This is a genomic window from Natrialba sp. PRR66, from assembly GCF_034808065.1.
GTDB classification, from domain to species: domain Archaea; phylum Halobacteriota; class Halobacteria; order Halobacteriales; family Natrialbaceae; genus Natrialba; species Natrialba aegyptia.
In genome coordinates this window covers 1-18,714 of record NZ_JAXHGN010000004.1, presented here as the reverse complement: position 1 = coordinate 18,714, position 18,714 = coordinate 1, and the positions used below count along the sequence as shown (strand labels likewise).

Genomic DNA, 18,714 nt, shown 5'->3' with positions numbered 1-18,714 from the left:
TCGTGAGTACGAATACAGCTGACGGCGAGTATAACGCCCGAAAAATCCACCAATCACTCGGCGGCACAACAGCCTTCTTTCGAGGTTACACGATTGGCGAACTCATGCTGTTTCTCGCGGTGGCCTCCGTCACCGTCGTTGCAGCAACGTTCGTTCCAGCGGCACTGACAATCCCAGTATTAGGGTTTGGGACGATGGTCACAACAGTGCTGTTCTTGCTGCATAAGGTGAAACCGAGATATCTCTGGCTTACAGAGTGGCTTGCCGCTCGCTTTGGCTGGGCGATCAAGAACAAAGAATACACTCACGGCGATGCGGACAGCAGTGAAGTCCGGTATTTAACTCGCCTACAGCGAGTCTATCCCCACGCTCTGGAACGAACGGATGGTGCACTCGTCGGAGCGATGAAAGTCGAGCCAGCGAACATGGCTCTCGAAGACGACGATGCCTGGGCGAAGGCCGTCCAGTCCCTTTCAGAGTTCGCCAACTCGACGATTGACTTCCCGGTGAAGATCTACGTTACCAGTCGAGAGGTCGCCGAGGACGATGTCGTCCGTGCACACCGTGATCGACTTGGCGATGCTGATGTCCGCTCTCGCCCAGTATTGAAACGACTGCTCTCGGAGTACGTTTCTACAAACACAACCGACAACGGGGATATCGACGCCGAAACAACCACGATCCGAGAGTATTATCTCATCACTGCTGTCACTGACGACGATATCGACCAGTTCGACGAAACCAGCGACAGCGTCCTCGCGTATCTCGCCAATGTCCCTATTCTCGGACGGCTCTTCGGTCGCTTTCAGACCGATGATCTGACCGAATCCGAGCGTGAGCAACTCAAAGAGGAACAACTCGAATCTCGACTTGCACAGCTGCGTCGTGGCGGATCGTCGCTCTACCGGTGTACGATCAGCCCTGTGGATGCATACGATCTCACTCGGATCACGAAGGAGTACTGGACATGTCGATCGGAAGACTACGCTAACATCGCCGAGGCTCTGGGGACGTTCCCGGTCGTCTCCCACGGAATTAGCGACGGTGTGCCGGCGACACCCGATCCCGATGCTGTCCTTGAGGCAATGGCCGAACGAGGCAGCATAGCTAACACGGATTCAGATTCCCATGAAGGGGCCGCTAACGAGGATACTGACACTCCATCTGTTCCTGCTGCTGATCGATTACCAGATACGTCGACGATGCATCAGTCGGTTATTGCGCCGTCAACAGTCGACTGGGAGACGACCTACGCTGTGATCAACGACGAGACGTACGTTCGAACGTTCTGGATCGAGCAGTTTCCCGAGGAGCCAACGGATGGACTCCTCGAACGACTGCTACTCGAGACCGATCTCCAGACGGATATCAGCATCCACCTCGATCCGTTCGATAGCCAGTCCGCCCAGGATATGATGGCAGACTGGATTTCGGATTTGAAGATCAATCAGCACGACTCGAACAGCCTCAAAGCCGAGGATCTGCAGGAGGATATCGACCAAGCGAAGTACATGCGGTCACTCGTTCGCGCGAACAAAGCGTCGTTCTACCGCGGTGGCGTGTTCATCCGACTCGCCGCTGAGAGCGAGCAGGCACTCGACAATCAGACAACCCGCTTGCGGTCGATCATCAAAGACGCACCGGCAAACTGTACCCTCAAGGTCGCGAGCCGCTGGCAGGAACGTGGACTCGCAACAGTGTCGCCGCTTGGAACGAACGAACTGGGACGTGATCGGATGTCGACGCTCACGAATCAGGCGATCGGCGCGATGTTCCCCTTCTCGTCGAACTACCTGATGATGGACGACGGTATCGAGTACGGCTATCACGGACACAACGGCTCGCCTGTCCGCATCAATCCGTGGGCGCTCGAGACTGGCCACAGCGAACTCGTCGTCGGAATGCCGGGTGCCGGGAAAACGTTCGGCGGGATCATGCGTCACCTTCGAATGATGAAGCGCCGTCACGACACGATGCTCGTTCTCGTCGATCCGGTTGGCGGCTTCCGCGGCATTGCGGATGCCCTGAACGCGAAGACGATCACCGTTGGTGGCGATACGAAACTGAATCCACTCGAGATCCGTGAAACGCCCCAGCACGTTCTTGACTCGGGTGAAGGGATCTCTCCCCTCTCGGCGAAGAAAGACGAGGTCTACGCTGTCCTCGAGAACTTTCTCGATGCTCGTGATATCGACCTCGGGACTGAGACTGGCGTCCTCTCGTATGTCATTGACGAGACTTACCGGCAAGCAGGTATCGTTGAGGACGATGTCTCGACGCATACGTCGGCAAACTCGCCGACGATGCAGGACGTCCATCGAATCCTCTGTGATATCGCCGAGAACCCAGACGAGCACAATATCGCAGCATCCGAATCCGCCCGCGAACGTGCCGCCCAGTACGCCGATGAACTCGCGATTGCGTTCCAGCCGTTCCGAGAGGGTGGAGCCTACGAAAACCTCTCCCATCACTCGGAGATCGATATCCTCAAAGGCGACAACAAGGTTGTCTACATCGACCTCGGCCAGATCGAGGGGAGTGCCTCGGGGATCGACCGCCAGACGTTCCTAATGCAACTGCTGCTGTCGACGATCTATCAGCAGGCAAAGAACACCCAACGGAACGTTGAACTCGCGATCGACGAAGCTCATTACCTCTTCGAGGACCAGGCAAATCTCGATTTTCTCGAGACAGCGTTTCGTCACCAGCGCCACGCCGGCCTTCGGATGGTACTCCTCTCGCAGACGGCCCAAGAGTTCTACGAGACCGAACAGGCGGAGAAGATTATCGGCATGTGTCCGATCAAGGTATTCCACAAGCTTCCTGACCTAGATGATCGGACAGCGGATAAAATCGGGCTCACAGAAGAGCAACGCCGGTACGTCAGAGGGGCTGACGCCGGAAAGGAAGATCTCGGCTATAGTCAGTCACTCGTCCGCGTTGAAGAACACGGCACGTACCCGCTGCATGTCGTTGCCGACGAGTTCGAGAAACGAGTTATCGACTACGAGCCCGATGACCGAGAATTCATCCAGCGAGCGATTAGTGACGACCCAGTGGAACTGCTCGCCTTTGAAGAGTTCGTCGAGAGCGAGGTACAGCGCAATTCCCTATCGACACAGCTCGATATCACTGCAGATGAAGCAGCTCGTCTCCTCGAAGCAGACCTCACGCAAGAGGAGATCATCGACGCGGTCATTGAATATGCCACGGAGGCGGATACCGATGAGGTATCTGTCCGGGCCGATGGCGGGGAGTCAGCTACCGAGGATAGAGCAGCCGGAATAGAGGGTGAAGATCATGCCTAAGATTGGTCGTCTCAGAGAGATCCTGCGTACATCGCCACAATACGAGGCGACGCAACTCGAGTTCGGTGAGCAGGAAGCGTTCAGCCAGCGGCAAGCAGATACGTCAGGCACGCTTCTCCGGATTCGTCCCTACAAAGAAAACGAAGGTGTGGTGGATGGTGCAGGAGTTCTGCAGTCAGTCCACGATGTGACGACGAATTTTCGTGGGAAGAATACGAGCGATCACCACTCGTTCGAGGTCTGGTTCGACGAGGGAAAGATTAAATTCTACATGCATGCTGCCACTGAGGCAGCGGCGGACAAGTTCCGGCGGCGTGTCGGGAACAACTACGCCAACAGTGAGGTATTCCCCGTTGAGGACAGCCACGCGTTTCCGGTGATCGATTCCGGCGAATACGTTGCCGGCGCGTGGCTTGAGATGGAGAAGATACCCTACTACCCAATTCGACATCACAACAGCGAGGGGTTCGAGACGGATCCGTACGGCGAGATTACGAGCGAGATGCTGTCACTCGATGAGAGTACGGTCGTCACACAGGTTGTTTTCCGCCCCGCGAAACAGTCCTGGACCGACGGAGATCGGTTCAAGCACAACAGCGTCGACGAACTCGCTCATGCACTTCGGCAGGGAACATCCGTCGGATGGCTCAACCCGAAAACGAGGCCGCCAAGCGAGAAGGACAAGCAGGCTGCAAAGACGATCGAACGGCAACGCGGGCAACAGGCGTTTCACGTCAATATCCGCGTTCTCGCTGTTTCGTCGAATCGGGAGGAAGCCGAGGCCCGAGCCCGGGGTGTCGCGGGAATGTTCAGGAAGTACTACAACGCAATCACAGAGCAGGGTCTCGACGACAATCCGGTCTGGCATCGCAGGAAGCAAAAGCGAGTCAAGCGGCTTCGACAGTTCGTACAACGGATAAGCGACCGCGAGTGGATCGACCGCCACATGATTATGACTGTCGACGAACTCGCCGGCGTCGCTCATATTCCGAATTCGGATATCGAGACGCCGAAGATAGACTGGCGGTACACCCAGCGTGGCGATCGGATTCCAGCGGACAGTGTGCGATACGAGTCCGACGATTCTTTTCGAGGGGGTCAGTCTTCTGGTCTCCCGGACGAGGGTGCAGAGCAATTCCAAGGGATGACACGAGATGCGGAGGAATTCGATGGTCATTGATCGGTTCTTCAATCGGGGACGGGATTCCGCTGCTGACGACCAAACTGGTGAGTCAGACGTAGACGAGGGTTCCGGTGAAAACCTACCAGCGGTCGCCTCAAGCACGGATGAACAGACGACTCGTGAACCAGGTGACGTGAGTCAGCAATCTGGTCTTGACAGCGAATACGATATCGTCGATCGAGAGACGATTCGTGTCGGAGGGAAGCCGGTCATCACGGAGACCGTCGGCGAAGGAACTGTCGCCGGTCCGTTCGTTCGTGAGATGTTCGAAGCCGGACGACACAACGCACCTGCCCCGTTGTGGGTCGGCTACACTGAGGATCCACAGACTGGATTTCGTGAAGCACCACTGCGGTTCGAATCGCTCTTCCGGCACACGTGGATCGCTGGCACGACCGGCTACGGGAAGACGACTGAACTCCTGAATATGATGGTTCAGTGGGCCTACGCTGGCTACGGTTTCACCTACTTCGATCCCAAGGGGCGTGATTCACGAGAGTTGCTTCGGATGCTTCCTGAACACCGTCTTGAGGATATCGTCTGGATCGAACCTGGATCGACAACTCACGAGAAGACGATCGGTCTGAATTTCCTCGAAGTTCCCGAGTGCGAAACCACTGAGGAGTTCGAAAATGAGATCGAGAATCGTGTTGAGAACCTGAAAGCGGTGTTCGACACGTCCGACTACTGGGGCATCAATATGGAGGCGATCACCGAGTCGATGGCCCGTGCCATGATGAAGTCGGACAAGCCGTTCTCGGTTATCGATATGTATTTTACGCTGCTTAACGCCGATCGCCGCGAGGATTTCGCGCTCGATGTGGAGGACCCCTACATCCGGGAGTTCTGCCTCGAGATCGCAAAGATGGAGGATGAGACCGTTCGGCCACTGCTGAAACGCATCAAGTCGTGGGTCGAGAACTCGGTTATCCGTCGGATCATTGCTCATCGCGAGAGCACGATCAATTTCCGCGATATCATCGACAACGACCGCATCGTCATCGTTCGAACACCCGTCGAGAACGCGGATATCAAGAAGATGGTGACGCTTGGTGTAATGCGTAATCTCTGGTCGGCGATCCAGCGACGCTCGTACGAACTGGATACGACGCCGGACCCATACTTCGTCCTCTGCGACGAGTTCGATGATATTGCGAGCGAGAATCTCGATATCGAGTCGATGCTCGCTCGCGCTCGATCGATGCGTCTGTCGGTGACCCTCGCTTCTCAGTATCCCTCTCAGTTCGACGAGGACACGCTGAAAGCGATGCAGAACAATTGCGACAATCTCCTCACGTTCTCGGTCAACGATAGTGACGACGCCGAGCTGCTGATGAAACGCTTCCGCGACTATACAGCAGAGGACCTCATCACGACCGATCAGTTCAGAGCCTGGACGCGGATTCCGCTGTCAGGTGGTCGGTACTCGGAGCCAGTGTTGCTTCGAACGTTTCCACCATATCCTCCGCTTCGAGAACCGGCTGAAGTGGACGAGATAATCAAACGAAGCCTCAAGCAGTACGGAACGGATCCCGTGACCGATACGGAAATCCTCCGGAACCTCATGTACCGCGAGTACAACGAAGTGGCCAGTGCTGATGCACTTACAGTCGATCGGGTGATGGCCAAAGCGGTTCGTGCTGTCCAGTTACGCGAGAACGTGCGTGATCAGAACGGCTGGGTGCCCGTAACTGACGTCGACGAGGAAGTCATTGAGCGTCTCGAGAGCAATACTGAGACCGAGGGCCTCGACAGAGATCTCGAGAAGTTTCCCGATGTCCGCCAAGAGTCACCACTGATCGATGTTGATCTCAGCGTTCGCGATGAAACGGTCGTGGTTCGGTTGACCAGCGAAGGCGAAGAGATTGCCGAACCTGAGACTGGTGATGTGCGGTCTGCGGGAGGGGCGGCTCATGACACTCTCCTCTTTGATCTTGAGGCTGTACTCACGCAACTCGACTTCAGTGTCGACATTCTCGAACAGGATGGGGGTGAGCAGCCAGATGGGACGGCGACACATCCTAGCTTTGACGTCGAGTTCGCGCTCGAGGCCGAAACGACGACACCGAATCGCCCGGCGAAAGTCCTGCAGAACCTCAAGCGGGCACAGGAATCGAATCGTGTTCCGATGTTCGTCGTTCGTCCCGGTGAGGACGATTTGATGCAGACAGCAGCCCGTCTTGAAACCATTCTCGAGCCACCAGTACGGGAGATGGCAGATGGAACTACGCAGTTCTATAATATGGACGAACTCGTTACGTTTGGTGATGGAGCGGCTGCTCGCGGCGGCGTGACAGCTGTTCGACCGTCCAGCGACTCTACACGAACCGTTTGGACACTCGATGCTGGTGAACGCGTCCTTTCGGATGGGGAGACGGAGTTCGTTCGTACAGTGTCTTCGGCTACGCTTTCGAAGGACACGGTTCCGGCGTACTACAGTTTTGATCGTGAGACCGGTCAGTACACAGTCTACGAGCAAGGTGAAACACACGTCTATGAGACAGTAGAGGAATTTGAAGCCGATTGGACGCCCGTCAAACGGCCGTTTATGCCGTCTCTTGAGTTACCGGATCCAGAGTATAGCCGAGACAGCTATACCGTTGTGATCGTGCCAGAAGACGGCGAGCCACATCTCTATCGAGAGGGCGAAACCAAGCCATTAGCGGACAGTATTAAGAGACTTGATCAATCTAATCAGGATTTTCCACAGGATGAGGCCACCGGTAGCCGATCAACAGCGGATCGAGAACAAGATACGACGACTGACCTCGAGTTGGATCCGGACGAGGACGGTGTTGACGTCTTCGTCAATCGCTTCATCGTCGCCGAATCTGATAGATCGATCCCGAAAAAAGAGCTGTACCAAGCCTACCAGCTGTGGGCAGAGAGGCACGACCTCGACTATACTAACGACGTCTGGTTTGGGCGAAAGCTCGGCGACTGTATCGATGTTGGCAGTGAGCGACGACGGGAGGACGGCGAACGCATCACAATTCATACTGGAATCACACTGACTGAGGAAGGAACTCGTCTTCTCGAGGAGGCGAACAACTCAGATCAATGATTTGTAACGGAAGTCTCCGAATCCATCCGATGTCCAGGGAAAACGAAATCCAGGAATGTTGCTTAGACCCGCTTCCAACCGGTTTCACACCGATTTTGGAACCGCTGTCCAGGGTAAATCCCTGTCCAGGGTAAGCTCACATTTCGCTGTCCAGGGTAAAAATCGCCGGACGGCGTTACTGTCCAGGATAGAACCTGGCCGAAAACCAACTAGTATAGAGGAGGGTTCACCCGTTGGAAGACGGATACTTGAGCGAGAGCGCCTGCGAATTTTTGTTAGCCACCTGATAGTGAGTGGCTGGATCGAGAGCCAGGCAATAGATCGAGGTTCGATAGTATGACAAAAACTAGAGAGAAAGCAGTTCAGGCACACACGATTCCAGAGACGCTCATCAATCGAGAGCAGTGGATCTGTTGGCGTAGGCAAGAACGTGACGGGAAGACAACGAAGGTTCCGATTGTCCCCAAGACTGGCGAATATGCCTCAGCAACGGATCCCGAAACATGGCGACCGTTTGATGAGGCGCTCGAGTATCTCGAGCGTGGCGATGCGACAGGGATCGGTTTCGTGTTTTGTGAAGATGATCCGTTCGTCGGAATCGACCTTGACGACTGTCGCGATCCGGAGACGGGAGCGCCGAGTTCAGCAGCGCGGACGATCATCGTTGAACTCGATTCATTCACTGAGGTGTCACCATCGGGGACGGGCTATCACGTCATCGTTCGGGGATCGATTCCTGGCGACCGAAGCCGGCGTGGGTCGGTCGAGATGTACGAGACAGCGCGGTTTTTCACTGTGACCGGCGATCACGTCGATGCAACGCCAGCTCAAGTCGGTGAACGAACCGATGCACTTGAGGTAGTGTACAACGAGTTCATTGGCGAAACAGAGTCTCGAGAAGAAAGCGAAGCGGAGCCACAGCAGGCTTCTGAATCGGGTCCCACTACGGGGAGTAGGTGTAATCAAGAGGTCACGCTCGAAGATGAGGAACTCCTCGAGCGAGCACGGAACGCGTCGAACGGCGAGAAGTTCGACCGGTTGTGGCGCGGCTCGACCGCTGGCTATGAGAGTCAGTCAGAAGCGGATATGGCCCTGTGTTGTTTGCTGGCGTTCTGGACCGGTGGTGACGACGCTCAAGTTGATCGGCTCTTCCGACGGTCAGGGCTACTTCGAGACAAGTGGAACGAAGTCCATTACAACGACGGCTCGACCTACGGTGAGAAAACGGTTGAGCGGGCGATCGCGAGTACGGACGACGTCTATAATCCGTCGAGTGAGAACGAGACTAGCACTGCGACGCAGCGAGCGCAGGTAACGGCTGCACAGGGTACCAGTTCAGATAGATCCACATCAACGACTGGGCAGACTGTAGGTGGTACTGACGGCGCACGAGCAGCCTATCTGGCCGAGAAGAACCAACTCTTGAGTGAGCGTGTATCTGATCTTGAGGCTACGATCGAGCAGAAAGACGATCGCATCGAAGAGCTCGAATCGGAGAATCAGGTGCTTCGAGAGGAACTCGCGACCTGTAAGGAACAGCTCGAAGATCGTGATCAGTCTTCAGCAATTGACAACGCTGAGATTGCTGATGATGCGAACTCGATCTGGAACTGGACGAAACGGCTACTCAGAGGGACAGACGAGTAGTCCGTCTACAAATGAGCAAGGCGAGTGCCTCGGAGCTTGACCCCGAGGCGGTTCACGTACTCAATTTGCTGAGTGGATTTCCCTATACTAACCGATACGTGTGCCCCCTGTACTTACCGTTTGTTGGGTAGCCACGGGGAAGTATGAGAACTGATTTATGACACTCTGGAGTCTTGTTCCAAAACTCTCCGCCGAGTTTATCGACTCCCTGAAGGGGCGAGGAATTCAGAAATGATTGCAATCACCCAGACAGGTGACCAACGCATTGCATGGGTGGACGAACCAAACGAGGAGTGTCAGCATGATCCGATTCCAGCGACGCTTGGTTCTCTTGAATCACCAATCGACTGCTCGAGATATGGCGCATCAGACACTCTATTCACTTATGGTACGTAATTTGAGTGAGATCAGCCACGATATAGCCCGTGTAGTGGACTCCCCTCTTGTTATGAGAACCCGACTCCCATGGCTATCACCTGAGTGTTTATGTGCAACAAGAGCGTCTTTTCCAATAATGAGGACCACTGGGGAAGCAGCTCTCGGTGAATCCGTCCCGCTCGAGACCCTTCTGGAGGTCCTGCAGGAGCATCCAGTGAAGCTAGCGATTCTGTTCGGGTCTCACGCCCAAGGAGAGACGCATGCTGGGAGTGATCTCGATATCGCAGTTGTGCTTGAGACGGTTCGACCTGATCACCCAGACTACAACGACGTCTTTTTCGGTTTGAGTGCTGACCTCAGTGCTGCACTCGAGACCGATGAGATCGATTTGGTTGACCTCCAAACGGCATCACCGGACCTTGTAGAGAGTATCTTCGCTCAAGGTGTTCTGCTCATCGGTGAACCGGAGGATGCGGCAGCCATCGAGACCCAGCTACGACCAACTGAGTCCTCCGACCAATCACCACGTGAACGGTTCGATGCGGCACTAGCGAAAATCGACGAGCATCTTGGCAGTTCCGCTGTCACGGCTACTGATGGCGAGACCCGTGACCGATGACAGGCGAGACGTTTCCTTCTGACCGTCTCAATAGAATACTCACCGCTGTTGAGACGATCGAAGTGAGTTTGGGTGTCCTCGCTCGGAAGCAGGCGCTGAGTCGCGAGGCGTATCATGCTGATTCAGATACGCAGGATATCGTTGAGCGACGGTTCGTAAAAATGACTGAGGCGGCCATCGATATCGGCGAAGAACTGGTCAAACACGAACGGGGAACTCCACCAACGAGTAATCCGGAATCGATGCAGGCACTTGAGGAACTTGAGATACTGTCTGATTCAACGGCTGACGCAATGGCACAGGGTGCTCGATTCCGTAATGTCCTCGCACACACTTACGGTGAGATCATCGAACACGATGTGGTGTACAATGCACTCCAGGATCTCGAGCGGTACCGACAGTTTGTAGTCGAAATCCGTAGCTATCTCGAGTCTATCGGAGCTCTTGACGAATAACTAGCATCGACTGCTACCATACTGGGGAGATCCTACGTGCAAAAGACGAGAGGGCAAGTATGTGATCATGGCTGTTCCAGTAGCGCTCAGTTTGTATTCTCTTAGGTACTTCCGTTGAGGCGGCCGATACATTCAGGGTGAAACCTACATGGCAACTACGAACAGCATCACGCGACAGCAGCTACTGACCGATAGCACCGATAAGTTTGGATCTCTTCACTACTGAATAAGTGGAGCAGTAAGTACAGGGTATGCGTTTACCGATCAAGTGCGGTGAGACAACCGTAGAGCACGAATAGAACCCCTAATATCAGACCACCACCAAATTTGCCGACACTAGTTGAGGCGACGACACCGAGCATGGCAAGACCGATACCAATGAGTATCCAGAAGAGACCAGTCCAGTGAGGAGGAAGACTAGTAAACCACGGTAACACCCGGGGGCAAGGAACTCCGCAATGCCAACAGCCGCGAGGGCGCCACTCGTTACAACGCCACCAGTGTTGATTGGGTCCGACGTGAACACGAACACGCCTAATGCAAGCACTGAGACGAGGATGGTACTCAGTCCGGCCCAAACACCACTGAACTCGACTTTATCTCTCGCATTCATATTTCGTGAAGGTTCCACTTACAGCAGAGACTACCGAACATAACGCGATTTACAACTTGTGCCATTTCAACTGTTCGATGAGTATATATCTGTAGTATACGGCTGTTCCACGACCAAATTGACCTGAAGGATAGAATTTCAGGGATTAAAATATTGTCGAACTAGTATAAATGAACCCAGATAGTAACAGAGACCAGATCGTCATACAGTATACACATACAATTCAGATATGGAAATAAGTCAAATACAGGTTCGTTGATGACTCACATACAATGAACGACCTCACTGGCTTCCAGCGAGATTTGCTGTATGTGATTGTCGGTGCCGACCAACCATCCGGCCAAGACGTGAAGGAAGAAATCGAGGGGTATTACAGCGCTGAGATCAATCACGGTCGGCTCTACCCGAACCTCGATACGCTCGTCAACAAGGAGCTAGTCGAGAAAGGGCAACTCGATCGCCGCACGAATTACTACGCTATCACCGACGCAGGAACAGATGAGATTGAGGACCGACGAGAATGGGAGAGTCAATATGTAGACACGTGAACTGACCCTGATTCGGATTCAGAACATATTCACTGATTTCTACGTTTTTGTCGAAGAGAAGTCTTATGGAGGGAGAATAGCGTCATCAGAGTATGTTGACTGAGACTAACGATGTCCTTCCACATCTTCTTACGATCGTTGGCAGAGGCGTTCCATCGAACTACGAAATCACCGTCGACGGTGAACTCGAACTAGTGGGAGCCGATCCACTTGAAGAAGCAACCGTTGTCACAGACCACTCCGCAGAGGGCGCGGTCGATATCGGTGTGATGTGGTTCCGATTCTCTGGCCAGATGGCGAACGTGCACGTCGTTGACTGGAACGGTGTCGCCGCGCCAGACTCACCGAGCACGCCAGAAGTCCACATCAATTACGGCGTATCTGGTCGGTGACTGAGTCTTCAGCAAGCGTTAGCAGTGGTTGCGCCGCCTTGTGAGGGCGCTGGCAAGTGATTGGACCGATAACTAGGGATGGTGCAGAAGTCTCACTCTGTTCTCGGTGAATTCATGGAACAGTTGGTGAACGCAGGATGCATCACTCCAACTGGACGAGCAATTGGGTAACGTACGGACTAGTATCCCAACTTCGATAGGGACTAATCGTCGTGATGAGTGTTCGTCCTTTCTCAGTGGTCATGTGATCGTTACGAGCGTAGTCACGGATGAATCGCGGTGTCGGTACAATACGGGGGCTGCGAAGGGCTGCATGAACGAGCGCGAAGACCCTATATATTCTTGTTCAGGAGAGCCCGGCACGTCTTGAAATCGATGTTTCTGTGGCGGATGAAACACTCACAGCAATAGTCAATGAAACAGGGCATGTTATTGACGACCGCCTCATCAGAGAGTGACAGATTTTGTATAGAAAAAATCTTCGCCGAGAGCTTATAATATGACGAACCAATGTCGGAATATGCGTTCGAATACAGGAAAGCGACGGTACGTGTCCGACGCAACGTGGCTCAAGCTGAGTAGTGAAACTCTAAACAGGATGATGGCCGCTACGCTCCTTGCTACTACAGTGTACCTCTTCCTCATCTCCTCTGGGATGCACGAAACAGCGATCATCCCAATCGTCTCTGTTGTTGGCGTGATGGCAATCGGATTCGCTTTGATCAAGGTCTTCGAGCATTTCAGAGCCGAAGGCACACCGTTGACCGCATAAACTGGAACGTAGTATGTCCAAAATACCGTTTTCTAACAGATAGATGTCGAGGAATAGGTCAAGAATCTCCTCTTGGTTTCCATCGGGAGGATCAGTAACTGGATTTGCGGCTGTTGCCGTCCTTACGTGGATAGTTGTCGAAGTTGGCTTGCGTGGGGGTGGTGTGTGGATACTTGCGGATGTAGTTGGAAGTGCTCGTGGAGCAGACGTGATTTTCCTCGCTGTTGGGTTTCCACTGCTCGCATATGCGATCGCGCTAGGAGGAATGCGACGGGGGATTGCCCCGTCAGACTGGGACTACGATATTTCGCTTCGATCGATTGGACCCGCCCTCGCTAGCGTTGTCGTGTACTATGTTGTCATTGGAGCGTTTACCGTAGGATACACGCAGATTGTTGGTACGCCTCAATCGGCAGCTGCCAGTACTGCTCTTGCAGAAAGCGTTGGTGGGACACTCTGGATAGCTGCCATGCTCTTTTTGGCAAATGGAATCATCGTTCCGATTACAGAAGAACTCGCGTGGAGAGGAGTAATTCAGACGGCTCTCATGGACTCATACGGCACTTACGTCGGTGGGGTACTTACAGCGGTTGCTTTCGTCGGAAAACACCTCATTGTAGATGGTGGTGCTTCGGTTCTCCGTTTAGTCTCACTGGTCGTCCTTGGATTCGTTCTGTGCGGGTTACGAGCACGGTATGGAACAACCAGCAGTACAGTTGCCCACCTTGTGGCAAACAGTATTGCAACCGCGTCGGTGGTTTTCATCGCTCTCTGAGCAAAGCATTTAACCAGCACACCGTCGCGCTATTGATGCGCTCCGATATTAACTATACCAATCCCACTGCTTCGATGCTGGCTGGATACGAAGGAACTATGCGCGAATATAGTGACAACTATCTGGACTCGGAGATCAGTGCTTTGAAAATGTACAAGAGGGAGTAAAGTGATTGATCCTAGCTATTGTCGGGATTGACATACTGATTTTCCCACTCACGTCGGGCCTCAATCTCACGAGTTCCGCGACGCGTCACTGCGTAGAAGTTCGTTCGGCGATCTTCTTCCCCTTTCTCGACGAGGCCCTTGTCGACGAGTGTGTCGAGGTTCGGATAGAGACGGCCGTGATGAATCTCTCCCTCATAGTATGCTTCGAGTTCATCCTTGATTGCGAGTCCGTGTGGGTCATCCTGTCCGGCGATTACGTACAGCAAATCTCGCTGAAAGCCGGTAAGGTCGTACATACCTGATCTAGAATAGATTGCTAGATAAGACTATCTATTGCAAGACACTCTATGAATTCACATAAGTACTGAATATGGCGATTAAAAATCACAGCTCAGTACTCTGGTGTCGTCACACGGAGTTCGTCGTCGACTGCATAGAAGTAACCCCGTTCGAGAAGGCGAGTAAGTGCATGATCCGCATCGCCAGGTTCGAGCGCGAGTTCATCAGCACTGAGAAGGATATCACGTGCCTGCTCCCGAGGAACCGACTGTGCGCCTTCGTGATTCCCAGGATCGGTTCCGTGGGCACAAATGACATCGTAGGCATCCAGAATCCACTCTGGGAGCGGTGGCCGTGGATCGATGATGTCGGTCATTGCGTCTTCGTACTGGATTCTCCATCGTTGTCCGCTTAAGGATATCCCCGATAAGCCGTCGATCCGATATCAAGAAAAAGTAAACACAGAAATCGTATTTGTATAGGATCCTCCCAATCTATTTCGTTCGGACTGTGACCGCTCTGAGGAGTGGTCGCGGTGACTGCACGCAAGTTCCTCAGTAGAATCAACACGAACAGGTCAAGAGAAGCAACGAGTGCTCTGTTGAATAGCGATTTCTTCGTAGATAGCCGCTCTTTAGATTCGCTTGTGAGCGGCTGACACCACTAGTCTCAAATTGGAGGGAGCGATATCCTCACTCCGAGGCCGCTATTCAACATGGCAACTTCCTCAAGGGTTGACTCCGGGTAACTCATCTTGTTTATCTAGAGATCAGTGAAATGGGCTCGCCAAGACAATAATATCGGAAATACTCCGAAGAGAGAAGAATTAAATCCACTCGAGCGTTGCATTGTATCTCTGAAGATACTCAGGATCAATCGCCTTGTCTGGCAACGGAAGTCGCTCTCCCTGTTGATCATAAATTGTCTCTTGAAGTAGCGGACTGTCGGTCTCGAAATCTGGATTCACTCGGAGACAGTATTCTTCATCGATAGTAAAGAAACCACGATCAAAGGCAGCGTGATGTGTCTTGCTCAGTGGGAGAACGTTCCGAAGGTCAGCACGAGACTCCGGATATGCGGTCCACGGAAGGATGTGAGCAACATCTAATAGCGCCGGATGGTCGACACCAGATACTGGACAGGTCTGATCGAACTGTGAAAGTGCTATCGCCCTAAATTCCGGATCAATTGATCTGGCCTTGACCGTTGTCTCATACGTTCCGGCTGTCATCGGATCTGCTGTGACTGCGTCATCAACTGTCGTGGACCCAGCCCACGTTTCAACAGCTTCATCGATGAAGTGGTAACCGTCAGACGTTAGTGCGTATTGCTCACCAGCTGTGGTAACGAGACCAAGACTCCGGAGCCAATTGATGCGCTGGAGGGCCATGTCGTCGTTAGCCGGATCCCAACCCAGCTCCGGATGTGTCTCGAGCTGCTGACAACCAACTTCTTCAATCGACATTGGTCCGATAGCCAACGCATAGAGCAGGCTCCGAAGCCCGAGGTTCCGTCGACACATGATTTCGAGTAAGGTTTCGGTCGATTGGTTCGCAAGATAGCGTTCTCCTTCTGAACCAGTCGTCCATTCGTTAGCCTGAACCGCAAGAAAGCCAACGTTCTGGAGATAATTACACCGTCTTAGGATCGAATCCTGACTCGAGACTCGCTCAAATCTCCCTCGATGCCAGCCGACGAGTTCATCCGTCGTTGGCTGTTGAGAATTGACGTATTCGATAATTGCATCGAGTGTTTCAGCATAGTTCGTCGCTCCACCAAACATTGGAACGATACTCCGGAGTCGTTCAGAAGCCATTCTATATCTCCTTTTTAGCGTGCATATATCACTATTATGGAGGATTCTTCCTACTTACCTTCGAAGGTTTTGCGCGCCTGAGGTGGCTGCAAGTTCCTTTTGAGATTGTCTACATGAGAACCAATGAAACAAGGACCGACTCAACTATCCAGGTATATGAAGAATCTGTCTCTTGATTCAACATGTAAGTATAATAAAACTATCTGCATGGCGTTCTTTTCACCCAATCAGGGGTGAACTATCCGTTCACTACACTTGCGAACACGCCGTTAGGAGGACAAATCATGGCCTGAGGGGTCACAAAGTGCGATACGCACTTTATCGTTAGAAACGCTGACTATCACGACGTGTAACCCGTGTCTTTCAGCGATGTTCTGTATACTTTCCGGGGCATTTTCCGGGTTAGCATTCACAGCAGCACTACCCGGTAGGTAATCGCAAATACGTATCAAGAGCGACTGGTTGTCATTTTTCAGTTCTCCCTCCCGTGAAACCTTACCAATCAACCACTCTCCAGAGAGCCCCGGTACAGCGGTTTTTCCGCTATTGAACTCGAACCCAGCATAGCCCGCATCTCGTAGTTCCTTCTTCACCCGTTCCCAATCCATCGGTAGTCATCTAATCGAGCGATGATGATAACTCCTTGTCCTGTACTTACCGTTTGTCGGGTAGTCACAGAGAAAGGATGTAGGAACTGTTCTATGACACCCTATCAACATGCGAAATTCGCTGTCGACGGCACAACTACGCTGAATGTGGTTGTCTCCTGACTCGCTAGCGTTTTCTGTAGCGTTGGAAGCCCCAATATAGGTCTCTCAGTGAAAGATCTTGTAACTGCTCGCTGCCGGCGTGTCTTTTGAGACCCCAAAGGGGGTGGAGGTCTTCTCGAGTTCATCTCGGGAAGCACTGATTGACCATGACTACGAGCAGCAGCAATCAGGAATCGTTCGACGATTCGGACACCCGACATGACGAGATGCATCGGACGATCGAAGCGTGGGCTGAAGACCTCGTTGACGAAGTCGAGACCGCCGCTTCAAGCGACCAGTTCAAAGAATGGTTAGACGTCCAGAGTCGCTTCCACAATTACTCACATCGAAATACACTGTTGATCAATCTTCAATGTCCGACCGCAATACGGGTTGCCGGCTATCGAACATGGCAGACCGAGTTCGATCGGCATGTCAAAGAAGGCGAGAGTGCGATCTGGATCTGGGCGCCGATCATCGCCAAGCAGTGTCCCGAGTGTGAGAACTCACCGTCGTACCACGAGCGAAGTGATTGTGAATACGACGATACACCACCCGAGGAGTGGTCGAAAGGACTTGTCGGCTTTCGGCCAGCGCCAGTCTTCGATATTTCTCAGACGAAGGGAGAGTCACTTCCCGAACTCGAAACGGAGGCGACCGGGGAGGCCGACGAACTGGTGCTAGCGCTCCTCAAGGGGGCACCGATGCTTGACATGGAAGTTGAGGTCGTTTCTCCAGCGGAGTGGCCTCACGGTGATGCCAGAGGCGTGTGTCAGTACCGCTCTCCTGTGGAGCGACCACTAATCAAGGTTCGCGATCGAGAGAACAGTGCCGACCTTGCCGTAACGACCGTCCACGAGTATGCCCACGCACTCTTGCACGGTGACGTCGACGACAAGACTGAACGCTCGAAACGCGAAGTCGAGGCCGAAGCCGTCGCGTACGTCGTCGGGCGCTACTGCGGGCTCGACACGAGCAGGTCAGCGTTCTATCTCGCTGCGTGGGAGTCGGACGATCCCGAGGTCGTTCGCGAGCGCCTCGGCCGGATCAGTCGGACGGCAGAAGAACTTATCGACGTCCTCGAAGACTGAAGATTTAACCAACACTCAATCAGGCTAATTCGGGTATAGGTTAATTTCAAATTCCATCGAGAGGTGGAGGGTTTCGGCCGTGGACCAGAATACTGACAGGCTGTAGCGCTAAAACACCTAGGCGCGTAGGATTGTAGGTGTCACCATCATCCTAGGGGAACTGGTTTTTATTCTTCGCTAATATAGAGGTCAACAGTTGTTATGCCGGCGCCTACTGGGGCTGATGGAATCGGACGCGGTGTGGAGGAGGTGTTTGTTCCACCGATTGGTGTCTTCCTCATCGTTGTGGTCACAAAGGAGTTTGTGGGGCCGGTAATTGCTGGGCTGGTGTATCTGCTCTTGCTCGCTGGTATCTTTTTAGGAATCTATACATCGGCAAAACACTGGAATATCCGGTACACGACGGGGTTTGTCCTCTCTGGTCTCGTCTTGATCTGGATGGCTCCCAGCATCATCTCAACCGTGATCCACCCTGTGTTCGGATTCTTGGGTACCGTAATTGGGATGGTATTCCTCGTAGGGATGGCGTTCCTATTGCTCGAGAAAGCTGGTCTCGATGAACTATTGCGGTTTTGATTAGTAGTGCGGACTCGTCACTGGTGGGATCTGGCCCTTACCCCACGATGGGGGACTCAGACGATTCGAAAGTAATCCAAAGGAACCCTAACTTGATCAATCAGACATCGATGGGATTTTGAGACATTCGCGAAACTTGGTCCGTTTCTCCAACCCATTAACCAACAGTTAGACTATCCCCTGTCGTCCGTTGGTTAAGTTTTTCCGCTCTTATGTAGAACTGCGGAAAGACCGTATAGTTACACTGAGCCGGTACTAATCTGGCAATATGGCTTCTACTCA

General features: G+C 53.2%; 16 protein-coding genes and 1 pseudogene. 12 read left to right on the top strand and 5 right to left on the bottom strand.

The window, feature by feature from the left end:
• Nucleotides 1-2: 2 nt before the first annotated feature.
• From SM755_RS14205 to SM755_RS14170, 8 genes are all read left to right on the top strand, one after another.
• Nucleotides 3-3,308: a conjugal transfer protein gene (locus SM755_RS14205; RefSeq protein WP_323173256.1), complete on the top strand. Its 3,306-nt coding sequence runs from the start codon at nt 3-5 to the stop codon at nt 3,306-3,308.
• Nucleotides 3,301-4,488 carry a hypothetical protein gene (locus SM755_RS14200; RefSeq protein WP_323173255.1) on the top strand — a complete coding sequence of 396 codons (1,188 nt, stop codon included), beginning with the start codon at nt 3,301-3,303 and terminating at the stop codon, nt 4,486-4,488. The genes SM755_RS14205 and SM755_RS14200 overlap by 8 nt, the downstream gene beginning before the upstream one ends.
• A complete protein-coding gene (locus SM755_RS14195; protein ID WP_323173254.1) occupies nt 4,478-7,555 on the top strand; it encodes a type IV secretion system DNA-binding domain-containing protein in 3,078 nt (1,025 codons plus the stop codon). The genes SM755_RS14200 and SM755_RS14195 overlap by 11 nt, the downstream gene beginning before the upstream one ends.
• 336 nt (nt 7,556-7,891) lie before the next feature.
• A complete protein-coding gene (locus tag SM755_RS14190; RefSeq protein ID WP_323173253.1) occupies nt 7,892-9,202 on the top strand; it encodes a hypothetical protein in 1,311 nt (436 codons plus the stop codon).
• 514 nt (nt 9,203-9,716) lie between these two features.
• The gene (locus SM755_RS14185; protein ID WP_323173252.1) at nt 9,717-10,199 is read left to right on the top strand and encodes a nucleotidyltransferase domain-containing protein; all 483 of its coding nucleotides are present in this window, start codon (nt 9,717-9,719) and stop codon (nt 10,197-10,199) included.
• Nucleotides 10,196-10,654 carry a DUF86 domain-containing protein gene (locus SM755_RS14180; RefSeq protein WP_323173251.1) on the top strand — a complete coding sequence of 153 codons (459 nt, stop codon included), beginning with the start codon at nt 10,196-10,198 and terminating at the stop codon, nt 10,652-10,654. The genes SM755_RS14185 and SM755_RS14180 overlap by 4 nt, the downstream gene beginning before the upstream one ends.
• A gap of 885 nt (nt 10,655-11,539) precedes the next feature.
• A complete protein-coding gene (locus SM755_RS14175; RefSeq protein ID WP_323173250.1) occupies nt 11,540-11,815 on the top strand; it encodes a helix-turn-helix transcriptional regulator in 276 nt (91 codons plus the stop codon).
• Between the two features lie 92 nt (nt 11,816-11,907).
• The gene (locus SM755_RS14170; protein ID WP_323173249.1) at nt 11,908-12,207 is read left to right on the top strand and encodes a hypothetical protein; all 300 of its coding nucleotides are present in this window, start codon (nt 11,908-11,910) and stop codon (nt 12,205-12,207) included.
• Between the two features lie 142 nt (nt 12,208-12,349).
• Here the strand turns inward: SM755_RS14170 and SM755_RS24425 are convergent.
• A pseudogene (locus tag SM755_RS24425) lies at nt 12,350-12,535 on the bottom strand (hypothetical protein); the annotation flags it as partial.
• Between the two features lie 222 nt (nt 12,536-12,757).
• On the opposite strand from SM755_RS24425, the gene SM755_RS14165 reads away from it, so the two are divergent.
• Nucleotides 12,758-12,979, top strand: a complete 222-nt coding sequence (locus SM755_RS14165; protein WP_323173248.1) for a hypothetical protein — start codon at nt 12,758-12,760, stop codon at nt 12,977-12,979.
• Nucleotides 12,980-13,022: 43 nt separating this feature from the next.
• Entirely contained in the window at nt 13,023-13,754 is a 732-nt protein-coding gene (locus tag SM755_RS14160) for a CPBP family intramembrane glutamic endopeptidase (RefSeq protein WP_323173247.1), read from the top strand.
• 178 nt (nt 13,755-13,932) lie between these two features.
• Here SM755_RS14160 and SM755_RS14155 read toward each other — a convergent pair whose 3' ends face one another.
• From SM755_RS14155 to SM755_RS14140, 4 genes are all read right to left on the bottom strand, one after another.
• Complete coding sequence (locus SM755_RS14155) at nt 13,933-14,217, bottom strand: PadR family transcriptional regulator (protein ID WP_323173246.1); 285 nt, start codon at nt 14,215-14,217, stop codon at nt 13,933-13,935.
• Between the two features lie 95 nt (nt 14,218-14,312).
• Entirely contained in the window at nt 14,313-14,576 is a 264-nt protein-coding gene (locus tag SM755_RS14150) for a hypothetical protein (protein ID WP_323173245.1), read from the bottom strand.
• A gap of 450 nt (nt 14,577-15,026) precedes the next feature.
• Complete coding sequence (locus tag SM755_RS14145) at nt 15,027-16,016, bottom strand: HNH endonuclease (RefSeq protein WP_323173244.1); 990 nt, start codon at nt 16,014-16,016, stop codon at nt 15,027-15,029.
• Nucleotides 16,017-16,285: 269 nt separating this feature from the next.
• Entirely contained in the window at nt 16,286-16,624 is a 339-nt protein-coding gene (locus SM755_RS14140) for a hypothetical protein (protein ID WP_323173243.1), read from the bottom strand.
• Between the two features lie 308 nt (nt 16,625-16,932).
• On the opposite strand from SM755_RS14140, the gene SM755_RS14135 reads away from it, so the two are divergent.
• Together SM755_RS14135 and SM755_RS14130 are read left to right on the top strand one after the other, a co-directional pair.
• The gene (locus SM755_RS14135; protein WP_323173242.1) at nt 16,933-17,856 is read left to right on the top strand and encodes a DUF955 domain-containing protein; all 924 of its coding nucleotides are present in this window, start codon (nt 16,933-16,935) and stop codon (nt 17,854-17,856) included.
• 240 nt (nt 17,857-18,096) lie between these two features.
• Entirely contained in the window at nt 18,097-18,432 is a 336-nt protein-coding gene (locus SM755_RS14130) for a hypothetical protein (protein ID WP_323173241.1), read from the top strand.
• The last annotated feature ends 282 nt before the right edge of the window (nt 18,433-18,714 follow it).